The sequence below is a fragment of the Pararhizobium sp. LjRoot235 genome (genome assembly GCF_964254145.1).
Taxonomy (GTDB): Bacteria; Pseudomonadota; Alphaproteobacteria; order Rhizobiales; family Rhizobiaceae; genus Pararhizobium.
The window spans coordinates 3516907-3534381 of the sequence record NZ_CAXUSP020000001.1 but is presented as its reverse complement, the minus strand read 5'-3'; the positions used below and the strand labels follow the sequence as shown (position 1 = coordinate 3534381).

Below are 17475 nucleotides of genomic sequence, written 5' to 3'. Positions count from 1 at the left end.
GGAGACGCCCGGACAAAACATCAAGACATCATCAGAGCAGCGACAGTTGAACGCCGGTGCCAAGTGGCGGAACGAACAGGTCGCAGTTCAGCGGGCGCTTTGCCACGTTGAGTTCCAGCCGCTTGGCTGCCAGTTCAAAGCGCCGGCCGATTTGCCAGGCATAGGGTCCGGCACCCTTCATGCGCTTGCCGAACTCGGCGTCGTAGTCCTTGCCGCCGCGCATCGAGCGCACCAGCGACATGACATGGCGGTAGCGGTCCGGATAGTGGCGCAGCAGCCAGTCGCGAAACAATGGGCTGACTTCGAGCGGCAGGCGCAGGAGCACGTAGCTTGCATGCGTGGCGCCGGCGGCCTTGCCGGAATCCAGCACCCGTTCGATCTCGTGGTCGTTGAGGGCCGGAATGACCGGCGCCATCATCACCGTAGAGGGAATACCGGCCTCCGATAGCGCCTTGATCGCGTCCAGTCGCTTTGCCGGCGTCGACGTGCGCGGTTCCATCAGGCGGGCGAGCTTGCGGTCGAGCGTCGTTACGGATAGGCCGACCTTTGCCAGGCCCTTCTCGGCCATCGGTGCGAGAAGATCGATATCGCGCATGACCATCGCCGATTTGGTGACGATCATCACCGGATGGTCGCAGGCCTTCAGCACTTCGAGGACCTGGCGCATGATCCGCCATTCCTTCTCGATCGGCTGGTAGGGATCGGTGTTGGTGCCGATCGCGATCGGACGCACCTTGTAGCCCGGCTTTGCCAGTTCTCGCTCAAGCAGCTTTGCCGCATCCGGCTTGGCAAAGAGCTTGGTCTCGAAATCGAGCCCCGGCGACAGGCCCATATAGGCGTGGGTCGGCCGCGCGAAGCAATAGATGCACCCATGCTCGCAGCCCCGATAGGGATTGACCGAGCGATCAAAAGGCAGGTCGGGAGAATCGTTGCGGCTGATGATCGCGCGCGGCTTTTCGACCTGAACATCGGTCTTGAAAGCCGGCAGATCCTCCAGAGAGTCCCAGCCGTCATCCTCAAGCACGCGGGAGGTCGGTTCAAAACGTCCTGACGTATTGAGGGCGGCACCGCGGCCACGCCTGCGGTCGATCTCGATCCGCAGCCCGGAACCGGCAATCATCGCCTCGGCCATATCTGCCGTGTTGCCGGGCGCAAGGGCGCCCTGCCTGATCTGAGACAGCTCGTTCATGGGGTTCTCCGGGGACTGCCCTTGCGGACGATCCATTATCCTCTGATTATTTTCCTAGCCCAAAAAAGAGAACAAGACAAGAACAAAATTGTGGAAACGGCGTCGTGAGCGCGTGGCGGGGCTGAGGCGGACAGCCAATTCCACCTTCGTTCGCGCGCGGATTCATCATGAATGAAAAGTTAATCGGCGGAAAACGAAGGGTTTATGGAAATTGCCAGTGCGATGCGGTATGGACGGCGATGCTGACGATCATCATGGAAACCCGCAACAACGAAGCCGAACTGGCGCAGACGCTGTCGGCGCTGGTCGCAGGTGCCGTTGAAGGCCTGGTGAGCGACGTGATCATCCTCGATCACGGCTCCCGGGACGGTTCGAGCCGTGTCGCCGATGCCGCCGGTGCGCGTTTCTGCACGAGCTGGGATATGAAGGACATTGTTCGCTCCGCGCGAGGCGACTGGTTGTTGCTGCTGGAGGCGGGTGCAAGACCGGCAGGCCGCTGGATTGATGACTTGGCGGAATATATGTCCCTTAGCAAGACACCGGCGCGTTTTTCACCCTCGCGGCTGCATCGCCGGCCGTTCCTGAAACGCGTCGTGACCCGCCTGGCGCCGCTCGAACTTGGTTTCCTCTTGTCGCGGCAGCAGGCGACGGCGATCGCAAAATCGGGCATGCGGCTCAGCGATTTCGCGACCGGCCGGGCGGTGCGCCGCCTCGGCAGCGAACTCGTGCCTGCCTGGGTCGCGATCGGCAATCGTCCCGGCGCGGACGACTGCTAGAGGCAAGACAGCAGCGCCGCCTTCACGACAGCAGCGCGTCGAGCTTGCCCAGAATGCCATTCCATCCCTTCTCGTGGTTGTCGCGGCTTTCCTCGGACATGAACCTGACGTGGGTCAGCACCACTTCCGTGCCGTCCGCGATCGGGTTCAGCACCAGTTCGACCTGCGTATCAGGGGCTGACCAGGGCGCCTCCCAGGTAAAGACGATCCGCGAGAACGGGGTCAGTTCCTTGTAGGTACCTTCATGCGGATATTCCTTGTCACCCACCATCAGCACGAAGAACCGCCCTCCCTCGCGGGCATCCGAGCGGGCCTCGGCGACATGCATGTCCGGGCGCGGCGACATGAAACGGGTCATCATCGCGGGATCGAGCCAGGCATTATACACCTGCTCGGGGCTGGCTTTGATGGTGCGGCGGCAGGTGAGGCTAAGGTCAGTCATTGTCCGGCTCCTTTGTCAACAGTGTTCCAAGGGTTTCGAGGCGGAGGTCCCAGATCGACCGCAGCCCCGAAAACCACTGGTCGATCTCGGCCAGCGGCGCCATCTGCACTTCGATCAGGTGTTCGCGCCACTGGGTGCGGCGGCAGACCAGCCCGGCTCTTTCCAAGACCATGATGTGCTTTGACACGGCGTTCAGGCTCATATCGAAACGGGCGGCAATATCCGTCACGCGCGCGGGGCCTTCCTGCGCGAGGTGCGTCAGTATCGCGCGGCGCGTGACATCGCCTGCGGCCTTGAGGATCAGGGTTAGCTGGTCGGAGTCGGATCGTTCAACCATATGGATGAATTATCATGCAGCAGGTCATCAGTCAACTATATGGATGAATGATGTACGAAGACATTTGTCTTTTGGTTCCTGACCCTGGAAACAGCAAAAAGAGCAGGCCCTTTCAGGCCTGCCCGGACTTGATGAAAATGAATGGCTGAAAAGGCCTTGCCGAGCGGCCGAAGCCGCGCCGTCATATACTTCCCGCAGTATTCCGGTCTGCAGCTTTTGCGCAGCAGGAGTGGATCGGTCGTTGCGTCTCGGTGCGATGTGCGGTTTCCTCACCCCGTGTTAACGATGAGGAGAGTTCTATAGCAGGGCGCGCGCAGGCGCTGTTCCGGATGGAACAGGGAGAGCAGCGGGCGAAGGGAGAGGCGTCTCAGCTGCGCTTCAAATGTTCGCCGAGCCTGGGCATGATCTCGACGAAATTGCAGGGCATGTGCCGGTAGTCGAGTTGCTGTTTCAGAATGCCGTCCCACGCGTCGCGACAGGCGCCGGGCGATCCCGGCAGCACGAAGATGAAGGTGGCATTGGCGACGCCGCCGGTTGCGCGAGACTGGATCGTCGACGTGCCGATCTTCTCGTAGGAGATGCGGTGGAAGACGGCGGAAAAGCCATCCATGCGCTTCTCGAATAGCGGCTCTAGCGCCTCCGGCGTGACGTCGCGGCCGGTAAAGCCCGTGCCACCCGTGGTGATCACGACATCGATCGTGTCGTCCAGTGTCCATGCTTCGACCTGAGCGGCAATCCGCGCCTTGTCGTCAGGCACGATGGCGCGCGCTTCCAGCCGGTGACCGCCATCGATGATGCGGGCCGCGAGCGTATCGCCCGAGCGGTCGTCGGCGAGCGTGCGGGTATCGGAAACCGTCAGCACGGCGATGCCGAGGGGAACGAAGGGCCTCGTCTCGTCAATGCCGGCCATGATCCACTCCACTGACGCTGTTGCAGGCAAGAATGTACCAGTTCGGGTTCTGCGTTGAAAGGACGGCGGCAGCGGCGTCTCTTTCGGCAGTCGTCGCAAACAGCCCGAAGCAGGTGGCGCCGGAGCCGGACATGCGGACGAATGCAGCGCCGGCGCTAAGAAGTGCATCTGACACCGCGGTGATCGCCGGCTCCAGCAGTCGGGCAGGTGGCTCAAGGTCGTTGCGCGTGCATTTCAAAGCTTCGATCCAGCCGCTCGCAGCGACGGCACCACGGGGAATATCAAGCGTTGCATTGGCCTTGTTCGTCAACATCCGGAAAATCAACGGTGTCGATAGGGCAACGAGCGGGTTGACGAGAAGCATGGGAAAGCATGGCAACGGTATCGGCTCAAGTTTTTCACCGATGCCGCTTGCGATGACCGGCCGGCCCGCCAGGCACATCGGTACGTCCGCGCCCAGTTTCAGCGCCATTTCCTGCAAGCTGCCGCGATCCGCAGAAGCGCCCCACAGCTCCTGCAATCCGAGAAGCGCCGCTGCGGCATCCGCCGAGCCGCCACCGATGCCGGAGGCGACCGGCAGGTTTTTTTCGAGATGGAGATGAACCGGCCCCGCCGCGATATCTCTTTCGACCAGATGCGCCCGCAAGAGGTCCCGTGCCCGGAGCACCAGATTGCCGGACGCGCCTTCACCCGTCAGCGGCAGGTCGGTGGAAAATCGGCCCGAGACGGTGAAGCGATCGTCCGTCGCATGGGAGAAGCCGACGCGGTCTCCCGCATCGGCGAATGTCACGAGGCTTTCGAGCAGATGATAGCCATCAGGCCGCTGGCCGACGACATGCAGCGCGAGATTAACCTTCGCCGGCGCAAGCCGCGTCAGCGCGAAACCTGGAATGCCATTTTCACGTGCCATGGGCAGGCAGGATCAGGATTTTTTGCCCGATGCCGCGTCCGGCGTCACCTTCTCGGGCTGGGTTTCGGCAGCTGCCGGAACCTTGGCCTCGACCGGCGGCAGGCCGTTTTCGATCTTCGCCTTGATCTTCGGGATCTCTGCCCCTTCCGGCTTCAGCGCCAGCGCCTGGTTCCACTGGAACACGGCTTCGAGCTTGCGCCCGACGCGCCAGTAGGCATCGCCGAGATGATCGTTGATCGTCGCATCGCCGGCCATCAGTTCGGCTGCACGCTCGAGTTCGACGACGGCATCATCGAAGCGGTTCATCCGGTAATAGGCCCAGCCGAGCGAATCGACGATGTAGCCGTCATCCGGCTTCAGATCGACCGCCTTGCGGATCATGCCGAGACCTTCATCGAGGTTGATGTTCATATCGACCCAGGAATAGCCGAGGTAGTTCAGAACCTGCGGCTGGTCAGGGTTGAGCTCAAGCGCCTTCTTGAAGCTCGGTTCGGCCTTGTCCCAGATTTTCTGGCGCTCGTAGGCGATACCGCGCTGGAAGAAGATCGTCCAGTCGCCGCGCTGCGGCACCGGCCCGATCGCCTCGACGGCGCGGTCGTAAACCAGGCCCATCTCCTTGTAATCCTTGGCGTCGGACAACACGCTGCCATAGGCGATATAGCTGCGCACGTCTTTCGGATCGAGCTCGATCAGCGCCTTCAGGTGCTTCTTGGCTTCGTCCACCTTGCCGATCGAGGCGAGGCTCAAGCCGAGTTGCATCTCGGAAATCCGCCGCATCGGCGAATTTTCCGGCACGCTCCTGTAGAGCGCGATTGCCCGTTCCGGCTTCTTCAGGTTTTCGGCAATGCCGCCGAGCATGAGGAGGATATCGGCGCTTTCCGGATCGAGCGCCCGGGCTGTTTGCAGATAGAGCGAAACGATGTCTTCCGCGCCGTCGCGGTTAAGGGCTGCACCGATCGAGAAGAGCACCGCAGCCGCACCCTGGGCCGCACTACGCACCTGCTGCTCCTGCGGCTTGCCATCTTCGATATTCTTGCGCAGCGCCTTCAGCGGCGCATAGTTGCTGATGAAACCCTCGCCGACCGAAATGGCGTCGAGCGCCTTGCGCTTGTTGCCGTCGCGCGCTTCGAGTTTCGCCAGCGCGATGACGGCGCGCATGAAGGTATCCGGAGCTGCACTGCCGCCTTCGCGGTCAAGAACGGCATCGTTCAGCTTCGAACGCGCCGTGGACTTGTCGCCGGCGGCAAGCGCGATGGCACCTGCATGATAGGACTTGAAGATCTTGAACCACTCGGGGCCGTCCATGGCGCTGATCGCGGCGATCGCGTCCTTCGGCTTGCCTTCGCCGGCCTTGGACCAGCCGAGCAGCAGGCCGTTCATCAGCCGGTCGAGATCGTTCGGGCCGTCATAGTTGAGGATCTTCTGCGCATGGCGGTACTCGCGCTTGCGGATCGCTTCGACCGCGCGGGCGATCGTCGTGATGCGCTCGACGGAACTGTCGGACTTCAAATCTTCGGCGATCTTCACACCTTCATCGAAGTCACCGTTCATCAGGAGCGTGATCATCAAGCGCTGCTTGACCTCGACATTATCCGGCTCGAATTCGAGCGCCGTCCGGTAGAGCTTGGTCGCAGTATCGAGATCGTGATCGACATCGGCGGTCCGGGCGGCGAGGAAGGAGCCGGAGAAGCTGTTGACCGAATCCACGTCGAAGGGCTTGCTTTCCTCCACGGCAGCCGTTTCCTCGGCAAAGCTCTGGGAAGCGCCGGAAAACGACGCCAGGGCCAGGAACGCTGCGCCGCTGAGCAGGCGAAGAAGGTGTGTTTGCCGCATGACAGGCCTTTCGTTACGGGCGGCGCCCCTTGGCGCCGGCGCCGGATTCGCGCGGAATCAGTTCTAAATCATTAGCGCATAACCGCTTAAACCGGAATCGGTTTGAACGCGGAGCAAAACGCAATTCGACATGCCGCCCCAGTTTCACCGCCTTTGGCGACGCGGCAACGATGCCATCATGGACGTACAGAATGGCTTTTTTGGCGCGGTGCGGCAAGAATTTCCTCCAAGGCCTCCGCCGCAGCGGCGATCGCCGGATCAGCTCACCCGCTCGATGCAGAAATCGATCACCTCGAGAAGCGCCGCTTTCCACGGGGACTGCGGCAGGGGCGCCAGCGCATCGCGGGCGATGGTGCCGTAGTGCTGCGCCCGGGCGATCGTATCGCTCAAGCCGCCGTAACGGGTGATCAGGCCAAGCGCTTTTTCCAGGTTCTGGTCGTCGCTCTTGCCGCCCTCGATCGCCTCGCGCCAGAAGCTGCGTTCGTCAGAGGTGCCGCGGCGATAGGAGAGAATGACCGGCAGCGTGATCTTGCCCTCGCGGAAATCGTCGCCGACATTCTTGCCGAGATCGGCGGCCTTGCCGCCATAGTCGAGCACGTCATCGACCAGCTGGAAGGCGAGGCCGAGATTCATGCCGTAGGATTTCAGCGCGTTGCGGCTCGCCTTGTCGGTCTTGGCGACGATCGGGCCGACCTCGGCGGCAGCAGCAAACAGTGCCGCCGTCTTGGCGCGAATGACCGAGAGATAGTCGTCTTCGGTCGTCTCCATGTTCTTGGCGACGGAAAGCTGCAGCACCTCGCCCTCGGCGATCACCGAAGCAGCCGTCGAAAGCACGTCGAGCGCCTCCAGCGAGCCGACATCGACCATCATGCGGAAAGCCTGGCCGAGCAGGAAGTCGCCGACGAGAACGCTCGCCTGGTTGCCCCAGATCATCCGCGCCGTCGATTTTCCGCGTCTGAGATCGCTTTCATCGACGACATCGTCATGCAGCAGGGTGGCGGTGTGCATGAACTCGACGCTGGTTGCGAGCTTTACATGCGCATCGCCGTTAAAGCCGAACATCGAGGCGGAAGCGAGTGTCAGCATCGGCCGCAGGCGCTTGCCGCCCGATGAAATCAGGTGGTTAGCCACTTCCGGGATCATCTGGACGTCGGAACCGGCCTTGGACAGGATCAACTGGTTGACGCGTTCCATGTCCGCCTTCGTCAAGTCGACGAGCGGCTTCACAGATGCCTGTTTGTTTTTGCTGTCTTCCAGCGGTATCACTACGCCCAACGCAAGGGACTCCTGTTCAAATTCCAGTTCGGACAATAGAAAGGGGGACTTGTGGCGGCAAGAGGCGAATTGTCCCGCTTGTTCAAATAAGGCAGGAAAACGACCCGGAATGAAGGAATTGATCCGCACCAACGACGCCGTCGTCCTGTCTTTCGCCGAAAGCCTGATGAAAGAAGCAGGCATCGGCTGTTTCATCGCCGACCAGGGCATGAGTATCCTCGAAGGCTCGCTCGGCCTTCTGCCCCGCCGTTTTCTGGTGGCCGACGAGGAGGCCGACGAGGCTCGGCAGATCCTCATCGATGCGGGGTTGGCCGCGGAATTGCGGGATTGAGTCCTATAATGCTCCTCTCGCCCAGTAACCCCCCTCTGTCAGCGTTGCTGACATCTCCCCCAGAAGGAGGGAGATGGTTCTTTTCCCTCGCCGATCTGGAGTTGGAGTTGGGTGTGCTGGCCGCGGTTGTGGCGATCTTCCCCCTTGTTGGGGAGATATCCCGGAGGGACAGAGGGGGGGGTGTCAACCACAAATGCGGATGTGCCAGGGGCCTTCCGGCATGAGCAACGAAACCATTGATTCTTTCCATCGCGGCAAATTCCGCGTGATCCAGCCGCTGGGGCAGGGGCACCGGTCCGGCATGGACGCGATGCTGCTCGCCTCGCTGGTTGCCTCGGACAAGCCGTGCCGGGTTGCCGACCTCGGCGCAGGCGCGGGCGCTGCCGGCATGGCCGTTGCCTCGCGACTGGAAAATGCCGAGGTGCTGCTGGTCGAACGCTCGCCGCTGATGGCCGATTTCGCCCGCAAGAGCCTTGCGCTCGTAGAGAACGAGCGGTTCAGTTCCCGCGTGTCCGTGCTTGAAGCCGATGTCGCGCTCACCGGCCGGGCGCGGGTCGCTGCCGGCCTCGCCGACGATTATTTCGACCACGTCATCATGAACCCTCCCTTCAACGATGCATCCGACCGCAAGACCCCCGACGCCCTGAAGGCCGAGGCGCATGCAATGATCGATGGTCTGCTCGACATGTGGGTCCGCACCGCGGGCGCGATCATGAAACCCGGCGGGCAACTGTCGCTGATCGCCCGGCCGGAATCGATCGCTACGATCATTTCCGCCTGCGGCCGCCGGTTCGGCGGCATCGAGATCACCGCCCTGCATCCGCGAACGGGCGAAAACGCGGTGCGCATCCTCGTGACCGCCATCAAGCAGAGCCGCGCCCGGTTGACGCTGCGGGCACCGCTGATCATGCACGAGGAGGATACCCACAAATTCTCCGCATTCGTGGATGATCTGAACAACGGCCGCGCCGCCTATCGCCGGCGGCGATGATTTTCGTAGCGGCGCCATTGCGTTTGGCCTGTCAATGCATACATGCCATCACGCAACCAGAGAATGATGCAGGGAATTGAGATGGCCGGATTTTTCAGGAAGCTGTTGCCGAGGCGTTTTCGCCAGGAGGGTATGACGATCCCGGTCGTCCGGCTGCACGGTGTGATCATGGCTGGTGGCAGCCAGTTTCGCCCGCTGCTCAACCTTGCCTCGGTTGCTCCGGTGCTTGACAAGGCCTTTTCGATGACCGACACGCCGGCGGTCGCCATCTCGATCAACTCTCCTGGAGGATCGCCTGTCCAGTCGCGGCTGATCTACCAGCGCATCCGCGATCTCGCCGAAGAGAAGAAGAAGCGCGTCATCATCTTCGTCGAGGACGTCGCGGCGTCCGGCGGCTATATGATCGCGCTGGCCGGCGACGAGATCATCGCCGACCCGACCTCGATTGTCGGGTCCATCGGCGTCGTCTCCGGCGGCTTCGGTTTTCCGGAGCTTCTGAAGAAGATCGGGGTCGAGCGGCGCGTCTACACGGCCGGCACCAACAAGGCGATGCTCGATCCCTTCCAGCCGGAAAAGGAACAGGACATCGAGTATCTGAAGGGCCTGCAGCTCGAAATCCACGACATCTTCATCAGCATGGTCAAAGCGCGGCGCGGCCATCTGCTTGCCGATACGCCGGATATCTTCTCCGGCCTGTTCTGGACGGGCAAGCGCGGCCAGGAACTCGGCCTTGTCGATAGTCTTGGCGACATGCGCGGCGAGTTGAAGAAGCGTTTCGGCGAGAAAACCCAGTTGCAGCTCGTCTCCGCGTCGCGCGGCCTGTTCGGCAGGCGGCTGCCCGGAGCGTCTGTTGCGGGCGGAATAGCCGAGCACGTCGCGGCTTCTGCCATTTCCGGTCTTGCGGAGGTGGCCGAAGAAAGAGCATTATGGGCTCGCTTCGGCCTTTGATCACCTGAGGAGGGAGAAGCGAATGCCGCAAATCATCCTTCTGCTGCTGTTTGCAGCCATCGCCTGGATCGGCTACCGCAAGTTCGTTGCCGACGCCGAAAAGCTCGCCCGCAACCAGCAGGACGTCCGCCGCCGGAAAGAAACCGGCACCCAAGGCACGCTGGTCAAGGACCCGGTGACGGGGGAATACAGGCTGAAGAAGCCGGAGGCGTAATTGCGCGATGAAGCTAGCAGCCGCGACTTGAACGGCGGTCTCAGCGACGTTCAAGTATGCGTGCCTGCCAGTCTGCTCCGCCGTAGGTGATGCAGATGACGTCCACTACTTTTCTTTCATCGTCGACCGTAAAGCAGATGACGGCCTTACCCGAGGCGGGAATGACGCGAAGTCCCGGATAGATTTCGTTGCGGATGGTGCCGATACGCGGAAAGTCGGTTAAGGAGAGAAGACTGCCTTCGATCTCGTCAACTTTTTCTTCGGCAATGTCGTATCCGGCATAGTCACCGATGAAAATGGTTATCTTGAAAAGATCGCTTTTGACGAGTGGATGGCGGATAACCTTATACGCCATTCTGCTTTTCAGCCTTTTTTTGGCGGATAAGAGCGCGAACCTCCTCAAACATCCTGTCACCCTCTAGGGGAATCCACTGGTCCTTAGGCAGTTCCATCCGCCGCCGGATTTCGTCCGCCATTCCGGCCAAGGCATCCGCGGGAACCTCGTCATTCAGCATCATCTGCTCGATGCCGGCCTGAACGACGCTGGAAATCGACGGATATACGCCGTCCTTCACCATCTTTTCGGCGAACTCACGGTGGCTCTCATCCAGTTCGATGGAGATTTTGACGGTCATGCGCAGATCCTCGTTTCAATGCAAGCCTATCACAGGCGGCAAACCTGCTGCAACGGAACAGGCGAGGAGAGCGCTGATCCGCCCCGCGCCACCCACCACGCCCCTTGACCCCTCCGACCCGGCATGGCACCAGACAGCCAGCACATTTCAACCTGGACTGACGCCATGACGACCGCCGCCCTGCCGGACCATATGAACCCCAAGCGCTCCTTTCAGGCGCTGATCCTGACGCTGCACAATTACTGGGCAGACAAGGGTTGCGCGGTTCTGCAGCCCTACGACATGGAAGTCGGCGCCGGTACCTTTCACCCGGCAACGACGCTGCGGGCGCTTGGGCCGAAGCCCTGGCGGGCGGCCTACGTGCAGCCGTCGCGCCGCCCGACCGACGGACGCTACGGCGAAAACCCGAACCGCCTACAGCATTATTACCAGTATCAAGTGATCCTGAAGCCCAACCCGTCGAACCTGCAGGAACTCTATCTCGGCTCGCTCGCGGCAATCGGGCTCGACCCGCTGCTGCACGACATCCGCTTCGTCGAGGACGACTGGGAAAGCCCGACGCTCGGCGCCTGGGGGCTGGGCTGGGAATGCTGGTGCGACGGCATGGAAGTCTCGCAATTCACCTATTTCCAGCAGGTCTGCGGCATCGAATGCTCGCCGGTCTCGGGCGAACTCACCTACGGCCTCGAGCGCCTTGCCATGTATGTGCAGGGCGTCGACAACGTCTACGATCTCAATTTCAACGGCCGCGAAGGCGACGAGAAGATCAGCTATGGTGACGTCTTCCTGCAGGCTGAGCAGGAATATTCGCGCCACAATTTCGAATATGCCAACACCGCCATGTTGCAGCAGCATTTCATCGACGCGGAAAAGGAATGTCTGGCTCTCCTGGCTGCGGGCGCGCCTGATGCCGGCTCGAACGCGACGCTGCACAAATGCGTTTTCCCGGCCTACGACCAGTGCATCAAGGCCAGCCACGTCTTCAACCTGCTCGACGCACGCGGCGTGATCTCGGTGACCGAGCGCCAGAGCTATATCCTGCGGGTGCGCACGCTGTCCAAAGCCTGCGGCGAGGCGTTTCTGTTGACGGATGCAGGCGGCGTGAACCTCGCGGAAACGGCCGCTTGATTGGCAGCTTCAACGCCTACAGCGCCGCGCGTCAAACCTGACGCGCAAAGGACGCTGTAGAGCTTTGAAACTGCTGCATAATCTTATCCTTAAATCGATTCCGATTTAAGGAATTATGCAGTAGCCGATCGAGGCCGGGTGGCCTCGGCGGTCTACGCCAAGGATCGGAGGCTGACGGCAGCCTTGGGTGTACTCAGCGCCTGCCCTTATGGATGTGCACCGGCACGAGGCTCTTCTGCCGTTGGTCCAGTTTCTGCGCCCGGCTGGCTGCCATGTGGCTCAGGCCGATGAGAACCAGTGCCGAGAGGGTGATCATGGAGATAATGGTCATGGTTCATGTCGCACTTCATTAAGACTTTGGCGACGCTTTTGCCCTGCGTTGCGCCGTAAGGTTTTCGGCGGCCATCCTTGCCGGGGCCACAATTGGCCGTGTATGCGCAAAATATCGGTTAAGGATACGCCTTACCCGGCGGCCTGCAATCGCGAGTTATAACTAGATTGTTCGCCGGCTCATCTGTTGCGCACGCTGTGGTAGTCGATTCGCCGATGAACCGCGTGTGCCTTTTTTCAGAAAATTGACGGTCGCGCTCTTGACCTCAACTTTGCTTGAGGTCGTAGGCATTCCGGCGTCGGGCCGCGATGTGTGGCCGCGAGCCAATGGAGACGCAGATGAGCATCCAGCAATCCGACCAAGCGCCGCTTTATCGCATCAACAAATTCTCGGTACCCTTAGAAAGCCGCGACGACTTTCTGGATCTGATCGCCAGAACGCATGCGGTCCTGCGCAAGCAGGAGGGTTTCGTCGCGGACCAGATCCTCGAGCAGCAGTCCGGCCCCGGCGTGTTCAATTTCGTGACCACGATCGAGTTCAGTGGACCGGAGGTGATCGAGAACATCGTTTCCGCCCTTGCCGCGTTCGATCACCAGGAAGGCATCGATCGCCAGCAGGCGATGGCCGGTCTCGGCATCAAGGCCGATATGGGGCTTTATCGCAGCCTGGACATTTGATCGTCGGCGAGTGCGTCTGCACGTAAGCCGGCCGTCAAAATCGCTCCGATTGCGATTTGCGGCCCGTCCTTTATCGGTCGGTGTTTGGTGCGTGCAGAGCGTTCAGACCAGATCGCTGGCATCGACGCCGATCTTCCACACCGGCTTCAGGGTCGGATAGGCGCCGGTCGAAAGCTGGCCGGAATAGGTCTGCAGGGCGCGGCGGACGCCGGTCGGCTTTTCAACTGGCGTGACGCTCGCATAGGCGACGAACAAGGCCGAGAAGGCGATGACGTTGATGAAGGTTGCGAGCGTTTTCATGGTGCCGTTCTTTTCGGGTTTGGCGTTGATCTGATGCGCCTACTATCGATCAAACGGTGCCGCGGCGCGGTTCCCGGAGGAACAGGGAGGGCGTGATGGCAGTGCGAGAAGCGGGTGAAGAAACGGCAGCAGAAAATTGTCTTCCAACGGCGGCGGACGATCTTTAAGTTGCGGAAAACATATGTTTGCGGAAGGAAATCTCGATGATCGTTCTTGCCATCGCTGCGGTCGTGATCCTGTACCTGATTTTGATCTATAACGGCCTGGTCAAGGCGCGGCAGGTGAAGGAGGAGGCCTGGTCCGGCATCGACGTACAGTTGAAGCGCCGCGCCGATCTCATTCCCAATTTAATCGAGACCGTCAAAGGCTATGCCGCCCACGAGAAGGGCACGCTGCAGGAGATCGTCGAACTGCGAAACAAGGCGCAGGCCGTGCCCTCGGGCGATGTCGCCGGGCGGGCGGCCGTCGAAGGCATGCTCGGCCAGGCGCTCGCCAAGCTCTTTGCGCTGGCGGAAGCCTATCCGGACCTCAAGGCCAACCAGAATTTCGCCGAGTTGCAGCAATCGCTGGAGGAAATCGAGAGTGAAGTGCAGATGGCCCGCCGCTACTACAATGGCGCGGCCCGCGACCTGAACGTCAAGGTGGAGAGCTTTCCGTCGAATTTGATCGCTGGCCCCTTCGGTTTCGTCAAGGCCGCCTTTTTCGAGATCACCAACGAAGCAGACCGCACTGTCCCGGTCGTGAAGTTTTGATCTATCCCGAAACGTCGTTCCGTCGTAGACGGCTGTTGATAATCGATAGAGGGCGCGCCGCCGGGATGAGGCGGTGTGCCGCAGGCATCAAGAGATACGAGCATGAGCAACGCTGACCAGAAATTGACCATCCTCCCGCCAGGCCGTCCGCTTGAAGGCCGCGTCAGCCCGCCCGGGTCGAAGTCGATTACCAACCGGGCGCTGCTGCTCGCCGGGCTCGCCAAGGGCACGAGCCGGCTGACCGGCGCGCTGAAGAGCGACGACACGCGGTACATGGCAGACGCCCTGCGCGCCATGGGTGTCGCGATTTCCGAGCCGGACGATACGACCTTCATCGTCACCAGTGAAGGCAAGCTGCTGCCGCCGGAAAAGCCGCTCTTCCTCGGCAATGCCGGCACGGCGACACGCTTCCTGACGGCGGCCTTGGCTCTGGTCGATGGCACGGTGGTGGTCGATGGCGATCAGCATATGCGCAAGCGGCCGATCGCGCCGCTGGTTACGGCGCTCCGCTCGCTCGGCGTGGCTATCGAGGCCGAAACGGGCTGCCCGCCGGTCACGGTTTCCGGCACCGGCGATTTCGCTACCGATCGCGTCACCATCGATGCCGGCCTGTCCAGCCAGTATGTCTCTGCCTTGTTGATGGCGGCAGCCGGAGGCTCTCGCCCGGTCAATATCGAGCTGGCCGGCGAAGAGATCGGCGCGCGCGGGTACATCGATCTCACCGTTGCCGCCATGCGTGCCTTCGGCGCCGAGGTCCGCCAAATAAGCCCGTCGATCTGGCAGGTCGCCCCGACCGGATATCGCGCTACCGACTATGTCATCGAGCCGGACGCCTCGGCTGCCACCTATCTTTGGGCGGCGGAAGTGCTGACCGGCGGCCGCATCGATCTCGGTGTTGCCGCGACCTCGTTCTCGCAGCCCGACGCCAAGTCCTATGAGGTGATCGCCAGCTTTCCGCACATGCCGGCCATCATCGACGGCTCACAGATGCAGGACGCGGTGCCGACGCTTGCCGTGCTTTCTGCCTTCAACGAGACGCCGGTGCGTTTCACCGGGCTTGCCAATCTGCGCGTCAAGGAATGCGATCGGGTGCGGGCGCTTTCCACCGGCCTGTCGAACATCCGCCCGGGACTCGGCATCGAGGAGGGCGACGACCTGCTGGTGGCCTCCGATCCGAAGCTCGCCGGCCAGACGCTGCCCGCCGACATTGACACCTTCGCCGATCACCGCATCGCCATGAGCTTTGCGCTGGCGGGGCTGAAGATCAACGGCATCTCCATCCTCGATCCCGGCTGTGTGGCGAAAACCTATCCGCGCTATTGGGACGAGCTCGCCTCGCTCGGCGTCGAATTTGAGGGCGACCGGCCGTGAGCGTCGCGTTCAACGTCAGCTACAGCGCAGCGCGTCTTATCAGACGCGCAAAGGTCGCTGTAGCACTTTGAATTGCTGGATAATTTTATCCCTAGATCGAATACGGTCTAAGGAATTATGCAGTAGCCCTATCGGAAGGTCGTTCGCATGAAACGTCTCTGCGCTGCGCTTGGCATCATCTGGCTGTTTCTGGCCATGGCCGGCGCTGCACGGCCGGAGGAGTTCTTCGCGTCCTATCATTCGGCGATCGACGTCGCCAAAAGCGGCACGCTGACGGTATCGGAGACGATCAAGGCCAATGTCGAGGGCGACCAGATCAAACGCGGCATCTATCGCGATTTTCCGCTGACCTTCACCGATGCCAAAGGCCGCACCGCCAAGGTCGATTTCACGCTCGTCTCGGTCGAGCGCGATGGCAATGCAGAGTCTTATCGCACCGAGAGCATCAAGGGCGGCATCCGCATCTATACCGGCGATGCCGACGTTTTCCTGCCGCGCGGTGAGCACACCTTCCAGTTCACCTATGAGACCGCCCGCCAGATCCGATTTTTCGACGATCATGATGAACTCTACTGGAACGTCACCGGCACGCAATGGGCTTTTCCGATCGAGGAAGTATCTGTGACCGTAACCCTCCCGGGGGACGTGAAGGCGCAGGCGCTCGATGTTTTCACGGGGCGCCATGGGGCGACCGACAAGAATGCCCGCGCGCTCGAGGATGGCGATCGGCTGGTGTTCACCACGACGCGCCGCCTCGAACCGGGCGAGGGACTGACCATCGCCGTCAAGATGCCGAAAGGCAGCATCGATCCGCCATCCGCGTCACAGGAAAAGCTCTGGTGGTTCAAAGACAACCTGGCGCCGGCCCTTGCCATTGCCGGGCTTGTCATTGTCGCGCTCTACTATTCGCGCATGTGGCTGAAGCTCGGTCGAGATCCGGCCCGTGGGGTAATGGTGCCGCGCTGGGACGCGCCGGACGGCATCTCGCCGGCGCTGGTCAACTATGTCGATAACAAGGGCTTTTCCGGCGAGGGCTGGACGGCGCTGTCTGCCGCAGCGCTCAATCTCGCCGTCGGCGGCCATGTTGTCCTGGAGGACCTGAAGAATGCGCTGGTCATCACGAAGACGGGCAAAGCAAAAGCAACCGGGCTGCCGACCGGCGAGGCGACGCTTCTGAAGGCCGTCGAAGGGCAGGGCGGCACGCTCGTGATCGACAAGGCAAACGGCAAGATCGTCCAGAAGGCCGGCGCCGATTTCCGCAGCGCCATGGAGCGCGAGCATCGCGGCAAATATTACAGGGCCAATACGGCCTATGTGGTTGGTGGCGTCGTCCTGTCGCTCCTGTTTCTCGCCGCCATCTTCCTCTTCGGCAATCTGGATGAGGAGAACATCGGCCTCGTGATCGTGCCTGTCGCCGCCGCGTTCTTCGTCTCGGTCTTCGCCGTCGGTTTCGGCAAATCCTTCCGCAGGCAGGCGAGCCTTGCCGCGCGCATCCTCTCCATCCTGGTGATCGGCTTCATCGGCTTCGTCGCAGTCTCGGTGTTTTCCGGCGTCTTCGCCTTCCTCGTTTTCGAGGCGGTGTCTTCGCATCAGCTGCCGCTTCTGATCGCCGTCGGCGGCATCGTTCTGGTCAATCTCCTGTTCTTCTTCCTCATCGGCGCGCCAACCCCGCTTGGTGCCAAGCTGACGGATGGCATCGACGGTCTTCGGCAATATCTGACGCTCGCCGAAAAGGAGCGGATGAACATGGCCGGCGCGCCGGAGATGTCGCCGCAGCATTTCGAAAAGCTGCTTCCCTACGCCGTTGCCCTCGGCGTTGAAAAGCCCTGGTCGGAAACCTTCGACCGCTGGCTGCTCACCGCTGCCGCCGGCGCCGCCGCCTACCAACCCGCCTGGTACCACGGCGACCGCTTCACCGCCGGCTCCTTCGGTGACCGCATGGGCGGCTTTGCCGGCTCGATGGCCGATACCATGACCTCCTCGCTCCCCCCGCCACCGAAGAGCTCCTCCTCCGCATTTTCGAGCAGCGGCGGCTCCGGCGGCGGATTCTCAGGCGGAGGTGGCGGTGGCGGGGGTGGGGGAGGGTGGTAAGTGGCCGCCCCATTTCAGGAAAAGCGGATCACTC

The 17475-nt window shown here is 61.6% G+C and carries 22 protein-coding genes; 10 read left to right on the top strand and 12 right to left on the bottom strand.

The features are described from left to right. Positions 1 to 31: 31 nt before the first annotated feature. Entirely contained in the window at positions 32 to 1189 is a 1158-nt protein-coding gene (locus ACSQ2Z_RS17370) for a PA0069 family radical SAM protein (RefSeq protein ID WP_436082339.1), read from the bottom strand. Between the two features lie 239 nt (positions 1190 to 1428). Here ACSQ2Z_RS17370 and ACSQ2Z_RS17365 point away from each other — a divergent pair, with 239 nt between their 5' ends. After that, positions 1429 to 1965 (top strand): glycosyl transferase, encoded by a 537-nt coding sequence (locus ACSQ2Z_RS17365; protein WP_436083115.1) that lies wholly within the window; start codon positions 1429 to 1431, stop codon positions 1963 to 1965. Positions 1966 to 1987: 22 nt separating this feature from the next. Here the strand turns inward: ACSQ2Z_RS17365 and ACSQ2Z_RS17360 are convergent, their stop codons facing one another. The 7 genes from ACSQ2Z_RS17360 to ACSQ2Z_RS17330 form a co-directional block, all read right to left on the bottom strand. Then, positions 1988 to 2407: an SRPBCC family protein gene (locus tag ACSQ2Z_RS17360; protein ID WP_436082338.1), complete on the bottom strand. Its 420-nt coding sequence runs from the start codon at positions 2405 to 2407 to the stop codon at positions 1988 to 1990. Next, the gene (locus ACSQ2Z_RS17355; protein WP_436082337.1) at positions 2400 to 2744 is read right to left on the bottom strand and encodes an ArsR/SmtB family transcription factor; all 345 of its coding nucleotides are present in this window, start codon (positions 2742 to 2744) and stop codon (positions 2400 to 2402) included. The genes ACSQ2Z_RS17360 and ACSQ2Z_RS17355 overlap by 8 nt, the downstream gene beginning before the upstream one ends. Positions 2745 to 3111: 367 nt before the next feature. Beyond that, entirely contained in the window at positions 3112 to 3654 is a 543-nt protein-coding gene (gene moaB, locus ACSQ2Z_RS17350; protein WP_436082336.1) for a molybdenum cofactor biosynthesis protein B, read from the bottom strand. Continuing rightward, positions 3641 to 4564 (bottom strand): 4-(cytidine 5'-diphospho)-2-C-methyl-D-erythritol kinase, encoded by a 924-nt coding sequence (locus tag ACSQ2Z_RS17345; RefSeq protein ID WP_436082335.1) that lies wholly within the window; start codon positions 4562 to 4564, stop codon positions 3641 to 3643. Before ACSQ2Z_RS17345 ends, moaB begins: the two co-directional genes overlap by 14 nt. Positions 4565 to 4576: 12 nt before the next feature. Beyond that, positions 4577 to 6397 (bottom strand): tetratricopeptide repeat protein, encoded by a 1821-nt coding sequence (locus tag ACSQ2Z_RS17340; RefSeq protein ID WP_436082334.1) that lies wholly within the window; start codon positions 6395 to 6397, stop codon positions 4577 to 4579. 13 nt (positions 6398 to 6410) lie between these two features. Next, positions 6411 to 6614: a hypothetical protein gene (locus tag ACSQ2Z_RS17335; protein ID WP_436082333.1), complete on the bottom strand. Its 204-nt coding sequence runs from the start codon at positions 6612 to 6614 to the stop codon at positions 6411 to 6413. Between the two features lie 41 nt (positions 6615 to 6655). After that, a complete protein-coding gene (locus tag ACSQ2Z_RS17330) occupies positions 6656 to 7672 on the bottom strand; it encodes a polyprenyl synthetase family protein (protein WP_436082332.1) in 1017 nt (338 codons plus the stop codon). A gap of 109 nt (positions 7673 to 7781) precedes the next feature. On the opposite strand from ACSQ2Z_RS17330, the gene ACSQ2Z_RS17325 reads away from it, so the two are divergent. From ACSQ2Z_RS17325 to ACSQ2Z_RS17310, 4 genes are all read left to right on the top strand, one after another. After that, positions 7782 to 8003, top strand: coding sequence for a DUF2007 domain-containing protein (locus ACSQ2Z_RS17325; RefSeq protein WP_436082331.1), 222 nt, complete (start codon positions 7782 to 7784; stop codon positions 8001 to 8003). 220 nt (positions 8004 to 8223) lie between these two features. Further along, complete coding sequence (locus ACSQ2Z_RS17320; protein ID WP_436082330.1) at positions 8224 to 8994, top strand: tRNA1(Val) (adenine(37)-N6)-methyltransferase; 771 nt, start codon at positions 8224 to 8226, stop codon at positions 8992 to 8994. Positions 8995 to 9075: 81 nt separating this feature from the next. After that, on the top strand, positions 9076 to 9942 hold the full coding sequence (locus tag ACSQ2Z_RS17315) for a S49 family peptidase (protein WP_436082329.1): 867 nt from the start codon (positions 9076 to 9078) through the stop codon (positions 9940 to 9942). Between the two features lie 22 nt (positions 9943 to 9964). Next, on the top strand, positions 9965 to 10156 hold the full coding sequence (locus ACSQ2Z_RS17310) for a hypothetical protein (protein WP_436082328.1): 192 nt from the start codon (positions 9965 to 9967) through the stop codon (positions 10154 to 10156). A gap of 40 nt (positions 10157 to 10196) precedes the next feature. Here the strand turns inward: ACSQ2Z_RS17310 and ACSQ2Z_RS17305 are convergent, their stop codons facing one another. Continuing rightward, positions 10197 to 10511, bottom strand: coding sequence for a type II toxin-antitoxin system RelE/ParE family toxin (locus ACSQ2Z_RS17305; protein ID WP_436082327.1), 315 nt, complete (start codon positions 10509 to 10511; stop codon positions 10197 to 10199). After that, on the bottom strand, positions 10501 to 10791 hold the full coding sequence (locus tag ACSQ2Z_RS17300; protein ID WP_436082326.1) for a hypothetical protein: 291 nt from the start codon (positions 10789 to 10791) through the stop codon (positions 10501 to 10503). The genes ACSQ2Z_RS17305 and ACSQ2Z_RS17300 overlap by 11 nt, the downstream gene beginning before the upstream one ends. Positions 10792 to 10956: 165 nt before the next feature. Here ACSQ2Z_RS17300 and ACSQ2Z_RS17295 point away from each other — a divergent pair, with 165 nt between their 5' ends. Then, positions 10957 to 11919: a glycine--tRNA ligase subunit alpha gene (locus ACSQ2Z_RS17295; RefSeq protein WP_436082325.1), complete on the top strand. Its 963-nt coding sequence runs from the start codon at positions 10957 to 10959 to the stop codon at positions 11917 to 11919. 193 nt (positions 11920 to 12112) lie between these two features. Here the strand turns inward: ACSQ2Z_RS17295 and ACSQ2Z_RS17290 are convergent, their stop codons facing one another. Then, entirely contained in the window at positions 12113 to 12250 is a 138-nt protein-coding gene (locus tag ACSQ2Z_RS17290) for a hypothetical protein (protein ID WP_436082324.1), read from the bottom strand. Between the two features lie 338 nt (positions 12251 to 12588). On the opposite strand from ACSQ2Z_RS17290, the gene ACSQ2Z_RS17285 reads away from it, so the two are divergent. Continuing rightward, positions 12589 to 12927: an antibiotic biosynthesis monooxygenase family protein gene (locus ACSQ2Z_RS17285; protein ID WP_436082323.1), complete on the top strand. Its 339-nt coding sequence runs from the start codon at positions 12589 to 12591 to the stop codon at positions 12925 to 12927. Positions 12928 to 13029: 102 nt separating this feature from the next. On the opposite strand, the gene ACSQ2Z_RS17280 is transcribed toward ACSQ2Z_RS17285, so the two are convergent. Continuing rightward, positions 13030 to 13227, bottom strand: coding sequence for a hypothetical protein (locus tag ACSQ2Z_RS17280; protein WP_436082322.1), 198 nt, complete (start codon positions 13225 to 13227; stop codon positions 13030 to 13032). 203 nt (positions 13228 to 13430) lie between these two features. Between ACSQ2Z_RS17280 and ACSQ2Z_RS17275 the strand changes: the two genes are divergently transcribed. From ACSQ2Z_RS17275 to ACSQ2Z_RS17265, 3 genes are all read left to right on the top strand, one after another. Next, complete coding sequence (locus tag ACSQ2Z_RS17275) at positions 13431 to 13979, top strand: LemA family protein (protein WP_436082321.1); 549 nt, start codon at positions 13431 to 13433, stop codon at positions 13977 to 13979. 102 nt (positions 13980 to 14081) lie between these two features. Then, positions 14082 to 15350, top strand: a complete 1269-nt coding sequence (gene aroA / locus ACSQ2Z_RS17270) for a 3-phosphoshikimate 1-carboxyvinyltransferase (RefSeq protein WP_436082320.1) — start codon at positions 14082 to 14084, stop codon at positions 15348 to 15350. A gap of 147 nt (positions 15351 to 15497) precedes the next feature. Continuing rightward, positions 15498 to 17441, top strand: coding sequence for a DUF2207 domain-containing protein (locus ACSQ2Z_RS17265; RefSeq protein WP_436082319.1), 1944 nt, complete (start codon positions 15498 to 15500; stop codon positions 17439 to 17441). Positions 17442 to 17475: the final 34 nt, after the last annotated feature.

Bases quoted from the DNA above. Each gene is read 5' to 3' on its own strand.
- ACSQ2Z_RS17280 (WP_436082322.1), bottom strand. From the start codon at position 13,227: ATGAAAACGCTCGCAACCTTCATCAACGTCATCGCCTTCTCGGCCTTG.
- ACSQ2Z_RS17365 (WP_436083115.1), top strand. From the start codon at position 1,429: ATGCTGACGATCATCATGGAAACCCGCAACAACGAAGCCGAACTGGCG.
- ACSQ2Z_RS17320 (WP_436082330.1), top strand. From the start codon at position 8,224: ATGAGCAACGAAACCATTGATTCTTTCCATCGCGGCAAATTCCGCGTG.
- aroA (WP_436082320.1), top strand. From the start codon at position 14,082: ATGAGCAACGCTGACCAGAAATTGACCATCCTCCCGCCAGGCCGTCCG.
- ACSQ2Z_RS17325 (WP_436082331.1), top strand. From the start codon at position 7,782: ATGAAGGAATTGATCCGCACCAACGACGCCGTCGTCCTGTCTTTCGCC.
- ACSQ2Z_RS17310 (WP_436082328.1), top strand. From the start codon at position 9,965: ATGCCGCAAATCATCCTTCTGCTGCTGTTTGCAGCCATCGCCTGGATC.
- moaB (WP_436082336.1), bottom strand. From the start codon at position 3,654: ATGGCCGGCATTGACGAGACGAGGCCCTTCGTTCCCCTCGGCATCGCC.
- ACSQ2Z_RS17345 (WP_436082335.1), bottom strand. From the start codon at position 4,564: ATGGCACGTGAAAATGGCATTCCAGGTTTCGCGCTGACGCGGCTTGCG.
- ACSQ2Z_RS17295 (WP_436082325.1), top strand. From the start codon at position 10,957: ATGACGACCGCCGCCCTGCCGGACCATATGAACCCCAAGCGCTCCTTT.
- ACSQ2Z_RS17340 (WP_436082334.1), bottom strand. From the start codon at position 6,397: ATGCGGCAAACACACCTTCTTCGCCTGCTCAGCGGCGCAGCGTTCCTG.
- ACSQ2Z_RS17305 (WP_436082327.1), bottom strand. From the start codon at position 10,511: ATGGCGTATAAGGTTATCCGCCATCCACTCGTCAAAAGCGATCTTTTC.
- ACSQ2Z_RS17265 (WP_436082319.1), top strand. From the start codon at position 15,498: ATGAAACGTCTCTGCGCTGCGCTTGGCATCATCTGGCTGTTTCTGGCC.
- ACSQ2Z_RS17355 (WP_436082337.1), bottom strand. From the start codon at position 2,744: ATGGTTGAACGATCCGACTCCGACCAGCTAACCCTGATCCTCAAGGCC.
- ACSQ2Z_RS17300 (WP_436082326.1), bottom strand. From the start codon at position 10,791: ATGACCGTCAAAATCTCCATCGAACTGGATGAGAGCCACCGTGAGTTC.
- ACSQ2Z_RS17285 (WP_436082323.1), top strand. From the start codon at position 12,589: ATGAGCATCCAGCAATCCGACCAAGCGCCGCTTTATCGCATCAACAAA.
- ACSQ2Z_RS17360 (WP_436082338.1), bottom strand. From the start codon at position 2,407: ATGACTGACCTTAGCCTCACCTGCCGCCGCACCATCAAAGCCAGCCCC.
- ACSQ2Z_RS17370 (WP_436082339.1), bottom strand. From the start codon at position 1,189: ATGAACGAGCTGTCTCAGATCAGGCAGGGCGCCCTTGCGCCCGGCAAC.
- ACSQ2Z_RS17315 (WP_436082329.1), top strand. From the start codon at position 9,076: ATGGCCGGATTTTTCAGGAAGCTGTTGCCGAGGCGTTTTCGCCAGGAG.
- ACSQ2Z_RS17275 (WP_436082321.1), top strand. From the start codon at position 13,431: ATGATCGTTCTTGCCATCGCTGCGGTCGTGATCCTGTACCTGATTTTG.
- ACSQ2Z_RS17290 (WP_436082324.1), bottom strand. From the start codon at position 12,250: ATGACCATTATCTCCATGATCACCCTCTCGGCACTGGTTCTCATCGGC.